The 13323-nt window shown below is 66.9% G+C and carries 11 protein-coding genes; 3 read left to right on the top strand and 8 right to left on the bottom strand.

Features of this window, described 5'->3' with window-relative positions; all coding sequences use genetic code 11:
• Both ACXJLH_RS16160 and ACXJLH_RS16165 read right to left on the bottom strand, forming a co-directional pair.
• Entirely contained in the window at positions 1-2310 is a 2310-nt protein-coding gene (locus ACXJLH_RS16160) for a TonB-dependent receptor (protein ID WP_457445214.1), read from the bottom strand.
• A gap of 97 nt (positions 2311-2407) precedes the next feature.
• Entirely contained in the window at positions 2408-3181 is a 774-nt protein-coding gene (locus tag ACXJLH_RS16165) for an energy transducer TonB (protein ID WP_457445216.1), read from the bottom strand.
• Positions 3182-3308: 127 nt separating this feature from the next.
• Between ACXJLH_RS16165 and ACXJLH_RS16170 the strand changes: the two genes are divergently transcribed.
• Positions 3309-3665 (top strand): phage holin family protein, encoded by a 357-nt coding sequence (locus ACXJLH_RS16170; protein WP_457445218.1) that lies wholly within the window; start codon positions 3309-3311, stop codon positions 3663-3665.
• A 230-nt stretch (positions 3666-3895) separates the two neighbouring features.
• Here the strand turns inward: ACXJLH_RS16170 and ACXJLH_RS16175 are convergent, their stop codons facing one another.
• Positions 3896-4525, bottom strand: coding sequence for a TetR/AcrR family transcriptional regulator (locus ACXJLH_RS16175; RefSeq protein ID WP_457445220.1), 630 nt, complete (start codon positions 4523-4525; stop codon positions 3896-3898).
• A gap of 68 nt (positions 4526-4593) precedes the next feature.
• Between ACXJLH_RS16175 and ACXJLH_RS16180 the strand changes: the two genes are divergently transcribed.
• A complete protein-coding gene (locus tag ACXJLH_RS16180) occupies positions 4594-5226 on the top strand; it encodes a glutathione binding-like protein (RefSeq protein ID WP_457445221.1) in 633 nt (210 codons plus the stop codon).
• Positions 5227-5349: 123 nt separating this feature from the next.
• On the opposite strand, the gene ACXJLH_RS16185 is transcribed toward ACXJLH_RS16180, so the two are convergent.
• Positions 5350-6942, bottom strand: a complete 1593-nt coding sequence (locus tag ACXJLH_RS16185) for a M48 family metalloprotease (protein WP_457445223.1) — start codon at positions 6940-6942, stop codon at positions 5350-5352.
• Positions 6943-7016: 74 nt separating this feature from the next.
• Here ACXJLH_RS16185 and moaC point away from each other — a divergent pair, with 74 nt between their 5' ends.
• Positions 7017-7517, top strand: coding sequence for a cyclic pyranopterin monophosphate synthase MoaC (gene moaC / locus ACXJLH_RS16190; RefSeq protein WP_457445225.1), 501 nt, complete (start codon positions 7017-7019; stop codon positions 7515-7517).
• Here the strand turns inward: moaC and ACXJLH_RS16195 are convergent.
• The 4 genes from ACXJLH_RS16195 to ACXJLH_RS16210 form a co-directional block, all read right to left on the bottom strand.
• Positions 7509-9212, bottom strand: a complete 1704-nt coding sequence (locus tag ACXJLH_RS16195) for a Wzy polymerase domain-containing protein (protein ID WP_457445227.1) — start codon at positions 9210-9212, stop codon at positions 7509-7511. The two genes, moaC and ACXJLH_RS16195, sit on opposite strands and share 9 nt — an antisense overlap.
• A 56-nt stretch (positions 9213-9268) precedes the next feature.
• Positions 9269-10504, bottom strand: coding sequence for a phosphoethanolamine transferase (locus ACXJLH_RS16200; protein WP_457445237.1), 1236 nt, complete (start codon positions 10502-10504; stop codon positions 9269-9271).
• Between the two features lie 541 nt (positions 10505-11045).
• A complete protein-coding gene (locus ACXJLH_RS16205) occupies positions 11046-12857 on the bottom strand; it encodes a phosphoethanolamine transferase (protein WP_457445229.1) in 1812 nt (603 codons plus the stop codon).
• Between the two features lie 87 nt (positions 12858-12944).
• The coding region (locus tag ACXJLH_RS16210; RefSeq protein WP_457445231.1) for a pilin at positions 12945-13323 on the bottom strand (379 nt) is incomplete at its 5' end.

The raw sequence follows: 13323 nt of genomic DNA on the forward strand, positions 1-13323 counted from the left end.
TTAGAACTTGTAGGTGCCCGTCAGCGCGACGACGCGGCCCTTGCCCGGGATGTAGTGGCCCGTGTAGAGGGTGTCGGCGTAGCGCTTGTTGGTCACATTGTCGACGTTGAGGCGGAACAGCAGCTCGTCTTCGATGACGGTGTATTCGGCCATCAGGTTGCCGATGATGAACTTGGGCGCGTAGAAGCCGGGGTTGCGGTTGGGCTGCTGGCCGCTGCGAGCGTTGAAGCCGCCGCCAACGCGCCATTGCGGCGTGATCTTGTAGGTCGTCCACAAGCTGCCGGAGTAGCGCGGCGTCAGCGACGGGCGCGTGCCCTCGCCTTCCGCGCCTTCGGCACCGATGTCGATGATGGCCGTCGGCATCCAGGTGAAGGTGCCGAAGACTTCCCATTCCGGCGTGATGCGGCCGGTGATGTCGACGTCGATGCCCTGGGCGTGGCGCTTGCCGGACAGCACGACCAGATTGCTCAGCGGGTCGGTATTGCGCTCGTGCAGCTTGGTGGCGCGGAAGATGCCGAAACGCGTCGTCAGCCTGCCGTCGGCGCTGTCGTACTGGCCGCCCAGCTCGATGTTCACCGACTTCTCGGGCGGGATGTTGGCGTTGGTGGCGCTCAGCGAGTAGGTGTCGCCCGAGGTGTTGAAGGACGTCGCGCCCATCAGGTGGAAGGACAGCTGGGCATTCGGCTGGAACAGCACGGCGGCGCGCTTGCTCCACTCCGACACGTTCATCTGGTAGCTGTCGGTCGTCGAGCGGACGATCTTGTCGTAGCCCGGCGTGCCGGTGGCGTTGTAGCTGTAGTTGAAGTTGTCGTAGTCGCCCTTGAGCTTGTCGTAGCGCAGGCCGGCGAGCAGCTTCCAGTGCGGCGTGAGTGACACCATGTCCTGCACGTAGGCGCCGGCAGAGCGGGAGGTGTACTCGCTCGCCTTCAGAGGCTGGCGGCGCGACTCGTCGATGCCGGCACCATCGTCGGGCGTGCCGGCCAGCGTGCTGGGCTTGGTGAGGCCCAGCGCCGCGTAGAAGGCCGCACGCTGAGCTGCCGTCAAGCCGGGGCTGTCGTTGTAGACCTGCTTCTTCTCCTGGGCGAAGTCCACGCCGGTCATGACATGGTGCTCCATGCCGGCGGCCTTGAACCTGGCGCTCAGGTCGCTCTGCACGGTGATGGTCTGCAGATCCTGGATCTTCAGCTGGGTGCCGCGAGCCAGCACGGTGTTGGGGCCGAAGGTCGCCAGTGACGCGGCAATGCCGCCCGGCTGCAGGGCTGCAGCTGCGAAGCGTACCGTGCCGGCGCGCTGGTCACGCGTGTAGGACGCATAGCGGGCCTTGGTGACCAGCTCGACGTTGGGGCTGAAGCGGTGCGTGTGCGAGCCCATCACGTAGTTGGCCGTGCCCTTGTTGCGGTCGCTGGCCAGCCCGAAGTAGGCGGTCGGTGCCAGCGGCAGCAGCGTCGTGGCGCTGCTCGGAGCGGTGGGCGTGGGCTTGATCCACGGCATGCCGTAGTTCATGCCGTTGTTGTTGTCCAGGGCGTACAGCGTGAGGGCGAACTCGTCGTCTTCGCCAATGCCCGTGCGCACCGAGCCGGCCAGCCCGGCCTTGTTGATCATGTTGCCCGAGCCGTCGTTGTCGGCGCGGTTGACCATGGTGCCGATGCGCCAGGCCGTCGTCTCGCCGCTGCGCTTGTTGAAGTCGCCGGTGACGCGCAGGCCGCCGTGGCTGTAGGCGCCGACGTTGATCTCGTTCTGGTCGGCCAGCACAGCCTGCTTGGTGACCTGGTTGACCGCGCCGCCGCTGGAGCCGCGGCCGAACATCAGCGCACCGGAGCCGCGCAGCAGCTCGACCTTGTCGAGGAAGAAGGTGTCGCGGTCGTAGAAGGCCGGGTCGCGCATGCCGTCGATGAAGATGTCACCGGTGCTCTGCAGCGAGATGCCGTGGATCTTGATGTCTTCCTCGCCGCCTTCGGCCGCCTGGAAGGTGATGCCGGCGGTGTTCTTCAGCACTTCCTTGACGTTGTCGAGGTTGCGGTCGTCGATGAGCTTCTCGGTGACGATGGTCAGGGACTGCGGGATGTCGCGGATGTCCTGCTTGCCCTTGCCGATGCGCGTCTCGGTGGCCTGGTAGCCGTCCTTGCCTTGCGGCTCGGCAGTGGCCTTGGCGCGCACGGTGGGCAGCACGCTTTCTTCCTTGGCGGGCGCTTTCTGTGTGGGCGCGGTCTGGGCCAGGGTGGCCGTGGCCAGGCCGAAGCCGGCGGCCAGCGCGCCCAGGGGTAGCAGCGCCTGCGTCTTCGACTTGTTCGATTTGTTCTTGCGGGACATGGATTTCTCCGAGGGATCGTGTTGAATGGGCATGGCTTTGCCCACGGCGGCGCAAGGCGCCGCCCACGGCATGGCTACTCAGGGAAAGGAGGCGGGGTCAGCGGTCGACTTCGTAGGACATCGGCGCGATGACCTCCCACTCGACGGGCTGCCCGTTCTCGGTGTACGGCGCGAAGCGGGCACTGCGCATGTCCTGCAGCGCCTGCTCGTCCAGGCGGGCGAAGCCCGAGGACTTCGCCAGGGTGATCTCACGCGGCTGGCCGCGCACGTCGACGATGACGCGCAGGTGCACGACGCCGGACTCGTGCAGCCGCTTGGACATCAGCGGCACCGTCATGCGCGGCTCCTTCAGATAGCGCACCGCACTGGCGGGGATCTGCTTGATCTGCGGTGCGGGTGGCGGCGTGATCGCAATGACAGGTGTCGGCGCCGCCTGCACCGGAACGACCGTCGGTGGCGGCGGCGGCAGAGCCGCAACGACGGGAGAGGGCGCGGGCGCCGCCGCGACGGCGATCAGCGGTGGATCCACCATCGTCAGCGCCGGCACCTTCAGCTCCGGCATCGCCACCGGGGGCGGTGGCAGCGGCTTGGGCGGCTCGGCCGGCGCTACCAGGCGCACGACAACGGGCGCCACGCGCGCCACCGTGCGGTGCACATCCTGCACCTGGCTCAGGCCCCACAGCCCCAGCAGATGCAGCGCGGCAATACCTACCAGCAACAGGCGCCGGCTGCGCGAGGGGCGCGCCATCTCGGCAAAGCTGAGCCGCGGTTCCGGCACTCGCAACGGCAGCACCACCGCCGGCCGCGATGGGACGGCGACCGGCGCGGGAACGGCCGAATTGGAGGCAACAAAGGCGAGGGCGGGCTTCACGAGCGAGACAGGACCGTGTTCGATGAAAAAATCTTAACACGAATGCGAACGATTCCTATTTGATGCGGCGTCGCGATGCTGCAGTCATGCGACACCGCTCTGGCGGTGGCCCGATATGCTCGCGGCCATGACCAAGATCCTCGTTCGTTGGCTGCTGCTCGCTGGCGCCCTGCTGCTGGTGGCTCACCTCTACCCTGGCGTCATCGTCAAGACTTTCACATCCGCATTGATCGCGGCCTTCGTGCTTGGCTTGCTGAACACGCTGCTGCGGCCCATCCTCGTGCTGCTGACGCTGCCGGTGACGGTGCTCAGCCTGGGCCTCTTCCTCTTCATCATCAACGCGCTGATGTTCTGGATGGCCGCCACGGTGCTGGATGGTCTGGCCGTGACGGGCTTTGCCGCCGCGCTGATCGGCTCGCTGATCTACAGCCTGTGCGGCATGGTCATCGACGTCGTCGTCGAGCGCGTCTTCCCTGGCGACTGAAGCCCCTCGCCCAGTCCCGCGCCGCTGAACGCGGGCGGGCCTGATCGGTCTTGCAGACCGCGCCGCGGCAGTGCCGCAGCTCTTCGGCAGGCACATGCCGCCCACCGGGCGCCATGTGTCCGGCCTCAGCCCCCTAGGGGACGGCGATGCTTGCAGCATTGAGCCGCAAGCACATCGCCACAGCGGGCCGGCTCGGGAGCGGCCCAGCGCTCGGCCCGCAAACTGAAAACTCAGCGGCAGACGAAGTCCAGGCTGGCCGCCGCGAAGCCGGCCAAGTCCTCGCGCGCATCGCCAGCGCGGGCGCGCAGTGCCATCGAATGCAGCACCGCCGATGCGAGCTGGGCGCGCATCGCGACATCAGTGCCGCGCGGCAGCTCGCCCTCGTTGACTGCCCGCTGCAGCCGCGCCTCGAAAGCGGTGTTGAAACCGCGCAGCGAATCGCCGAGCTGCTGGCGAATGGCTTCGTCCCGCGGCGCCTCGGTGGCCGCCGTGCCAATCAGCAGGCAACCCCGAGCGGCCTCGTCGGGCGGGTAGTAGAGCTGCAGCGCCAACTCGTAGACGCGCAGCAGGCCATCGCGTAGCGAACGGTCCGCCAACGCCGCGGCGATGGCGGCATTGGATTGCTCGGTATACAGACGCAGCGCCTGCAGATAGAGGGCGTGCTTGTCGCCAAAGGCGCCATAAAGGCTGGGCCGGTTCAGGCCGGTGGCATGGCTCAGATCGTCCAGCGACGTCGCTGCATAGCCGCGCTGCCAGAAGGCCAGCGTGGCCTGCGCGAGCGTGGCCTCGGTGTCGAAGCTGCGCGGCCGCCCGCGAGGGCGCGGGGTTGGCTTGGCCTCATCTTCAGATTTTTGTACCACGGCGCATGAAATTCATTGACGACAGTGAATTCTATTCAATACAGTACAAAACACTGTTGGAGATCTTGATGGAGCTGTTCTTTTCCCCCATGGCCTGTTCGCTGGCGAGCCGCACCGTGCTGTATGAAGTAGGTGCCGATGCGCGCTTCACGCAGGTGGACGGCAAGGCCAAGCGCACGCTGGACGGGCGCGACTACTGGCAGGTCAACCCGATGGGTCAGGTGCCGGCGCTGCGCACCCCCGAGGGCTGGCTGTTGAACGAGAACGCCGCGGTGCTGCAATACCTGGCCGAGGCCTACCCGGCGGCCGGCCTGCTGCCCGCCGAAGCCGATGCGCGCGCCCGTGTGCGGCAATGGCTGGGCTTCATCGGCACCGAACTGCACAAGGCCGTCTTCGTGCCGCTGCTCGACCCCAAGGCCAGCGCCGACGTGAAGGCCTATTCGATGGACAAGGTGGCGCTGCGCCTGGGCGTCCTGCAAGCGCATCTGCAGCAGCACGAATACCTGGAGGGCAGCTATGGCATCGCCGACATCTACCTCGCCGTCGTATTGAACTGGGCGCCCTATGCCGGCGTGGACTTGGGCGGATGGCCCGCGGTCAAGGTCTATCACCGCCGCATCGGCCAGCGTGAAGCCGTGGCGCGGGCGCTGCGTGAGGAGTTCGCCCTCTATCAAGAAGAGCAACGTCTCCGCGCCGCTTGAAGGTGGGTGCTCTAGGCGCGCGTAGCGCTGCCGCTCCTCCAGCGACTCCCACGGATCCGGCTTTGCCGGTCCGTCGGGAGTGCCCCCTTGAAGGGGGCGGCCGTCAGGCCGTACGGGGTGGTCTCAATTCGGCAGTTCGACGTCCGGCGGGATGTAGCGGCCGCGGTACATCTCGCCCAGGAGCGACTGGCGCTCATAGACCAGGGCGCGCAGCCGGGCGTCGATGACGGAGGCTTCGACCTGGTCGGCATCCGGCCCGCGTGACTGGCGCAGGCCTGAGCGCATGCGGTCGATGGCACCGTTCAAGTCGCCGGCGGCGGCATGCACCTCGGCCTGGGCCCGCACGGCCCGCAGCGGCTGGCCCAGCTTCTGCCAGATCAGTGCGAGCTGGGCCCAGGCCAGGGAGTCCCGCGGCTCCAGGCTGACATGGGTCTGCAGTGCATCCGCGGCCTCGCGCAGGGCTGGCGACCCCGGGCCGGCCGCCAGCGCCAGGCCCACGCGCTGCATCAGCATGGGGCGGGATTTCTCGCCTGACAGCGTGTCCAGCGCGGTGGTGCCCTCCATCGGGCGGCCGCGGGCCTGCGCGAGCTCGGCACGCAGATAGGTCAGTTGCCGCCTGGCGGCCACCGTCTCGGCGGGGCTGGGGTTGACGAGCTGCAACGTCACCTCCGCACTGCGCAGCGTGGCCTCTGCGCGGTCGAAGTTGCGCAGCTTGATGGACGCCAGCGCCGCGGCATAGCGCGCCCCGAGCTGTTCGTAGCCGCCGCTCTCGCGGATGTTGCGGGCGCCGGCGTCGTAGTTCTCCAGTACCTTCCAGGCCTCGACGCGGGGGTCCATCAGCACACGCGAACGCGCTGCCATCAGCGCATGCTCGGCGAGGCCCCGCGGGCGCGCGAACGGTTCGAGGGCCAGGCGCGTGCGTGCGTCGCCGATGCGCTCACTCGTCAGCGGATGGGAGCGCAGGTAGGGGAAGGCGCCGTTGTCCATCAGGTGATAAGCCTGCTCCATGCGCTCGAACATGCTGACCATGCCGCTGCCCGCGAAACCGGCCTCGACAAGCACGTTGAAGCCGACGCGGTCGGCCTCGCGCTCCATGTCGCGCGAGAAGTTCAGCGACAACTGCGTGGCCGCCGCCTGGCCGCCGACGATGCCGGCATTGGCCAGGTCGATGTTGCCGCGCGACGCGGCCAGCACGCCCAGCAGCAGGCCCGCGATGGCGACCATGCTGTTCTTGGAGTCACCGGCAATGCGTCGCGCGATGTGGCGCTGCGTCACGTGCGAGATCTCGTGCGCCAGCACCGAGGCCAGCTCGTCGCGTGACACCGTCATCGCGATGAGCCCCAGGTGGGTACCAACGAAGCCGCCCGGCAGCGCAAAGGCGTTGACGCTCTTGTCCTCGACGAGGAAGCTTTCCCAGGCGAAGCGGGTCTGGATGTCTTCGCCGATATGGCCGAGTTTGCGCGACGCGGCCACCAGCGGTTCGAAGATGCCGGCCATGTACTCCTGCAGGATGGGGTCCTGCACGCACGCGGGGTCGATGCGGATCATGCGCATGTAGCGCTCGCCGAGCTGCCGCTCGGCCACGACATCGAGATCCTGCGAGACCGAGTCACCCAGGGCGGGCAGGTTGACCTGGGCCCGGATCGGGCTGGTGGTGATGAGGCAGGCGGCCGCAAGCAGGGTCAGCAGGGCGCGGGAGGCGGGTGACTTCTTCATCGAACAGAGACTCCGGCCGGCGGGAGCCGGCTGTCTATGATGCCTGCAACTCGGTTTCCTGAATGTTTCTTGGTATGTCGACCCCGCTGACTCACTTCGACGCCCAGGGCCAGGCGCACATGGTCGATGTGTCGGCCAAGGCCGAGACCCACCGTGTCGCCGTTGCGGCCGGCGAGATCCGCATGCAGCCGACGACCTTTGCATTGATCGCCAGCGGCACGGCCAAGAAGGGCGATGTGCTGGGCGTGGCACGCATCGCGGCGATCCAGGGCGCAAAGCGCTGCGCCGACCTTGTGCCACTGTGTCACCCGCTGCCGATCACTCGCGTTGCGGTGGACTTCGATCTGGACGAAGCCGGCGGCCGCGTGCTGTGCCGCGCCCAGGTCGAGACGCTGGGCCGCACCGGCGTCGAGATGGAGGCGCTGTGCGCCGTGCAGGTCGGCCTGCTGACCATCTACGACATGTGCAAGGCCGCGGACCGCGGCATGGTCATCGGCAACGTGCGGGTGCTGCAGAAGCAGGGCGGCAAGAGCGGCGACTGGCGCGCCGCTGATTCTCCGGTGCCTTCAGCGTAGCGTCCGCCAGTCGATGACGCCCGATGCCGGCTGGCATTGCGGCATGGTCGGTGCCGAGGCGGCGATCTCGCAGTTGGCGAACCAGTTGTCCCCGGTCGGATTGCGAAACTCGCGCAGGCGGTCGGCAAGGAAGCGCGCGCCTTGCACGTCGCCGGTCTTTTCCAGCGACTGCGACCAGTGCATCAGCAGTCGTGCGTCAATGAGGTTGAAGGCCGTGCGGCGTGCAGCCTCCAGCGCGAACGGCCCGGGGGGTTGGCTGGTGGCGGCCGCGTAGTCCGCCTGGTGGCTGAAGAACAGCGAGCGTTGGCCATCGGCGATGCGAGCGTCCAGCGGCATGGCATCCTCGCTGGGCATGTAGATGGCGACGACGCGCTGGTAGTCCCACACCGCGAAGGCGCTGCCGGCGATCAGCAGGCCGCCGATCATCCGCCAGGGCGTGGCGCCCGCCGGCTTGGCCGGCGCTTCGGCAGGGAGAGCGAGGCCAAGTGCAAAGCAGGCCGGCAGCAGGAAATAGGCGTACCAGAGCGGGTACTCGACCAGGCTGTGCAAGGCGATGGTCAGCACGATCATCAGTGCCATGCGGCGCAGCGGCGTGTCTTCTGCCTTCTCGGAGGGGCTGCGCCACGCCGTCCACAGCGCCCAGGCCAGCAGCAGCAGCACCGCGCCGGCCCAGGGCAGGCCCAGCTCGACGGCGAGCTGCGACGCGATGTTGTGCGTGTGGTCGAAGAAGGCGATGGGGCGGTCCGGGAATGGCGTCAGGCTCCATGCGAAGTTGAACTCCCCCCAGCCAACACCCAGCAGCGGGTTGGCCGTTGTCAGCGCCCAGGCGTCGCGCAGGATGGCCAGCCGCGACGGCGAGCCGGCACCCTCCGACAGCCGCGAAGCGGCGCGGAAGGCATGGCCGCTTTCGGCCGACCACAGCGACATGCCCCACCAGCTGACACCCAGCATCAACGGTGTGGCCAACAGGCACAGCCGGGCGCTGCGCGACAGCTTTCGGTCCACCACGCCCCACACGGCCAGCAACGCGATGCCGGCATAGCCGGTGCGCGAGGCGCTCAACACGACAGTGAAGGTGAAGGCAAACAGCAGCGGCGCCAATGCCATCCGCCAGCTGCGCTTCTCGGTGATGAAGACGGCGGCGATGGACGACCACATCATCAGGCTGGCCAGGTGGTTGGGCTGGCGCAGATTGCCCACCGCGCTGCCCACCACGCCGGAGCGTGCGATGAAGTTGCCATCGGCGACTGCCGGCAGGAAGACCTGCACGATGCAGACGACGACCGTCAAAAGGCCCGTGACCAGCAGGCCCCAGCAAAAGGCCTCGGCGGCGAGCAGGCGGGCTGAGGTCGACAACCCCTGGGCCACGAGCAGCACGGCCAGGCCGGCACCGATGATGGCCGTGGCGCCCAGACCCAGTGACGGCGGCAGTGCGCGCCACACGACGGAGCTCATGGGCGCGGCCAGCAGCAGCGCCAGCGCCATGGCGGCGGGGCTCTTCAGGCCGGCACGCCAGCCAGGCGTGGACCGGGCCCACAACAGCAGCGCCAGGCCCCAGCCAGCGAGGGCGAGCAACTGGTTGTAGAGGGTGGCGGCCGGCGTCTGGTTGAAGGCGAGCAGGGGCGGCAGAGCGGCGGCGAGGACGAGGCCGAAGGTGGCGGCGGGAGAGGTGTGGTGAGGTGTCGCGGATGACATGGGCGCGGATGATGGCACGGGCACGTCTAAGGCTTGGTGTTCGGCGGCGCAGGCGCTCAGTCGCAGGCGTTGAGCGGCTTGCAGGCCTTGGGCCAATCGACAGCATCCTGCAAACGGCGGAGCTCGGCCGAACCCGCTATGCGAAATTGCAACTGCCGGACCGGAATCGGGCGAAAGGCTGGTGAGGTGAGGTCGCGGCGCGGGTCCTGCGCGGGGAACCCAATGCCCAGGATGGAAGCAGTGGTGTAGAACACGGCGTCCTGGCTGACAACCTGCTCCGTACGCGCGCTGAGGGTCTGCCACTGCGCGGTGTGCGCCGTCCGGAATGCGGGATTGGCCCAGACGAGCAGCGGGATGTGAAGCTCGCTGACGTTGAAATCCCTGAAGCCATGGGTGGCGCGGCCCTCCATGGCCATCAGTGCCTCGCCGTGGTCGGGGATGTAAGTCACCGTCACCTCACCGGGCAGCCGCGAGGCGCGCTGGATGATCTGGCTCAGGACGAAGTCGGTGTGCAGAATGGTGTCGTCGTAGGCATCCGCCGCCGTCCCGCCGGACGTCTCGGCCTGGATGGCAGCTCGCACCGTCGCGCGGTCGGGCCCGGAGAAATGAAAACCATCGTCCGGCAGGCGCAGCGTGTAGTCCCAATGACTGCCGTAGGTGTGCATCACGATGAACTTGTGTGGATGCTCGTCGCGCAGCGCGTCGTCCAGCGGCGCGAGCAGCACGTCGTCCGGCGTTGCGTGGTTGTCGCTCCAGTTGCCCATGTCCGCGGGTTGCCGCCAGACTTGCGGCCGCGGCCGGAAGATCTTGTAGAGCGCGATGTTCTGATTCGACAGCCAGGCGGTGAAGTAGCCCGCCTCGTTGGCGAGGTCGATCAACGTGCCGCGGATGGCCTGAGGTGAATAGGCCGCCGGCGCGATGCCCGTCATCATCATCGGCACCGCGAGCAAGGTGAGGTTGCCGGTTGAATAGGTGCGCTTGAACGCCAGTAAACCGTCCAGACGCTCCAGTTCCGGCGTGGTCTGGCGTGCGTAGCCAAAGATGTGAAACCGGTCCGCCCGCGCCGATTCACCGATGACCAGGATGTGCGTGCGCGGCGTGGCGGATACGGCGTTTGCGATGGCCCTGGCCCCATAGGGCTCAGGCTTCTCAAACAGCCCCAAAGCGTGCGCATTGCCCTCCAATCCGCCAACGATGCTGATGAGGCCGCCGAGGGGATAGCTCGACGTGAGATAGCTGTGCACGTTCTCGCCGACGTCGACCCCAATGCCGCGCGGGCCCTTGGACGGCATCCAGAGCAGCAGCACGAGCAGTGGGATCGACAGCCATCGCACGGTGTTGCGCAACGACACCGGAATGGGATTGGATCCGAGGCAGACCGCCTGCACGGCATACACCGCGAGCACCGCGACGCTGAGCGACAGCGGTACTTGCAGGCTGAACAGTTGCACGAAGCCCCTGACCTCCGCAGGCGAGGACGTCAGCAGCACGGCGAATGCGTTCTCGTCAGGCGGCGCCGAGAAGTTCAACACATACCAAACGAACAATGGCGACAAGGCCAGCAGCGGCAGATGCAGCAGGAATAACGTTCGCCAGGTCTTCACCACCAGGACAGGCAACGCCAACACCAGCAGGGAGAGCAGCAGGCCGTAGACGGGAGCCCAAGGGCCGAGGCGTGCAGCGCCGCTCGCGAAGGCCAGCACCAGCGGCGGCGTCAACAGCAGAGCGCCATTGAGCGCTCCCATCCACAGATGCCGGGCGCGCTTGTGCATCAGCGATGTTTTCTGAACCATGCCGGTTATCGGTAGGAACAAGCCTTGTGCATGCGGTCGATCACAGCCTAGAAGAACCGACGTCGCAGCCCCGGCTACTGACGTCCCTATCGAAGTCGCCGAAGTGGGTGACCCGGCGCGGTGCGGTCTGGCGCCGTTCGGCGCCCATGTCCTGGTGGGCATGCGGCGCCGACGTTTCAAAGCCCGCCAAGCCGGTCAGCGTCGGGAATACGGCCATTGCGCTGAAAGGCTGTGTCTGTCGAGCGCTGAGCCGTGCCCACCGCTGCGCGGCAACTGCGCGCCAAGACGTGGAGGCCCACATCACCATGGGGATGCGGTAGTTCGCGACTGCGGAAAATCCATGCCCGGCCCTGCCGCAATGCCCGTCGAACAACGTTTCTCCGTGGTCGGCTGCGTAGAGCAGCGTTGCCTCAACTCGTTGGGTATCCAATGCGGCGATCGCACGATCAAGGAAAAGGTCGGTGTAGAGCACGCTGTTGTCGTAGGCATTGCGCAGTTTCTCCAGCTGAGCGGGCTGCCATATATCTGGCGTTTCTTCAGGGCCATAGCTGGGCTGAAACCGGGCGAATTCCGCCGGATAGCGATGCGCGTAGTGCAGGTGGCTGCCCAACGTGTGCACAACGATGAACTGCTTTCTTTCGGGACGGGACAGCACTTTCTCAAGCAACGGCAGTAATTCCGCGTCAAACGCGCCTGAACCACGGTAGTCGGCGCCGTTGATGTAGCGGCGTTCGTCTGCTTCGTTGGCGAGCACCGAAACAGGTGTCTCGTGGGATCCAGCGCTGCCTTGGCTGCTCAGCCAATAGGTGCGAAAGCCCGCCTGCTTGAACGCAGTGACCACTGAGGGCTCCGACGTCGGGGCGAGCATGGATTCCGGTGGGCGCCGCGTCAACATCAACGGCACCGCCTCGCGCGTCGCGGATGCGGCACCGACGACATCCGAGAAGGCGAGCAGGCCCTCGCGGCGAGCGAGACGCGGCGTCGTGTTTCGCGTCGAGCCGAAGAGGCCCCAGCGATCCAGGCGGCCGGTTTCGCCAATCACCAGCACATGCACCTGGCGGTTTGATGCATGGGCGTCCGGCACGGCGCGTACTGCAAAGTCGTGTTTGCTGGCCTGCGTCAGATGCTCAGCCATCGCATGGCGATGCTGCAGGTAACGATGGAATCGTTGTGGCAGGCCCCATGGATAGAGACTTTCCAGCAATCCCAACACGCCTTCCCCGCGCGGGGATAGCTCGAAGCGAACGTAACTGGCCGCGCCCGGGTCGTCCTTTTCCATTCGGGCGTCGAAATCGGCAGCTTGCTGCAGGACTGCGGCCTGGACGGCCAACAGCAGAACACCGCCTGCAAGAACCCAATATCGCGAGCGATGGCGCCAGTGAAGATTGGCCCGCCACACTTCACGGGCCGCCCAGGTGACTGCGGCCAGCAGGCACAGGCCGCACGCCATAACCGCCAGCCACCCAGCGCCTATCCACGCGCTCGCCTCGGCAAAGTCCGTTTCTGCGATCACGCCATAGACATGAGCGCCCGACGGCAGGCCAAAGTGATGCAAGTAGAAGGCTTCGGCGGGGCCGAGCAGGGCGGATGGCGCCAGCAGCCACAAGCACCAGCGAAGCCGCCCCACGGCCGCTGCCAGCAACAAGCTGAGCAGCAGATGCACGAACAAGGTTGTCGTGCGCCCCCAGAGTTCGCCGGGTGCCCCCCCGCCCTCTGCGGCCATCCAGGGTGTCGACAGGACCTGCAGGGCGGGCAAGCTGCTCAACAAGAACAGGCCAACCAGCGCCATCCAGCCCTTGCGCTGCGCGCGCGGGTCGTTGGAGGGCGTCGATAGGGCGGCGATTTCACGCACAGAGGGATTTCCGCAGGCCACCATGAAAAAGAGAGGGCCATGCCCTCTCTTGCTTGCTTCGCCGCCTTCGCGGCCTGATCAGTTCAATCAGGTCGCGTTGTTCTTGGTCAGCGCGGTCAGCAGCGTGGTGTTGGTGATGCCGGTACTGGCAGCCTGCCACGTCACGGCGGTCGTGTTGGCCGTGGGAGTGAAGGTGATCACCTTGCCGCCCAGGTCCGAGCCCACCACCGAAGCAGCGGCCAGCGTCACCGTGATGACACCGGCGGCGCTCGTGACTGATGCCACTTCGGTGGCCAGCTTGCCACCGTTGGTGGTGACGTCCGCAGGAACGCCGTTGGCACTAGGGCCACAGGCAGCAAAGGTCGCGTCGCCGGTCTCCTGGGTGCACAGGGCGATGGCCGCTTTCCACGGATCCGCAGCGGTGATGGCATTGCCGAGCTTGGCCTTGGCCGTGTAGTCCTTGTAC

Source organism: Roseateles sp. P5_E4 (assembly GCF_054049255.1).

Coding starts and splice junctions, on each gene's coding strand:
- ACXJLH_RS16195 (WP_457445227.1), bottom strand. CDS start 9,212: ATGTCATCCGCGACACCTCACCACACCTCTCCCGCCGCCACCTTCGGC.
- ACXJLH_RS16180 (WP_457445221.1), top strand. CDS start 4,594: ATGGAGCTGTTCTTTTCCCCCATGGCCTGTTCGCTGGCGAGCCGCACC.
- ACXJLH_RS16200 (WP_457445237.1), bottom strand. CDS start 10,504: ATGCCGTCCAAGGGCCCGCGCGGCATTGGGGTCGACGTCGGCGAGAAC.
- moaC (WP_457445225.1), top strand. CDS start 7,017: ATGTCGACCCCGCTGACTCACTTCGACGCCCAGGGCCAGGCGCACATG.
- ACXJLH_RS16160 (WP_457445214.1), bottom strand. CDS start 2,310: ATGTCCCGCAAGAACAAATCGAACAAGTCGAAGACGCAGGCGCTGCTA.
- ACXJLH_RS16170 (WP_457445218.1), top strand. CDS start 3,309: ATGACCAAGATCCTCGTTCGTTGGCTGCTGCTCGCTGGCGCCCTGCTG.
- ACXJLH_RS16185 (WP_457445223.1), bottom strand. CDS start 6,942: ATGAAGAAGTCACCCGCCTCCCGCGCCCTGCTGACCCTGCTTGCGGCC.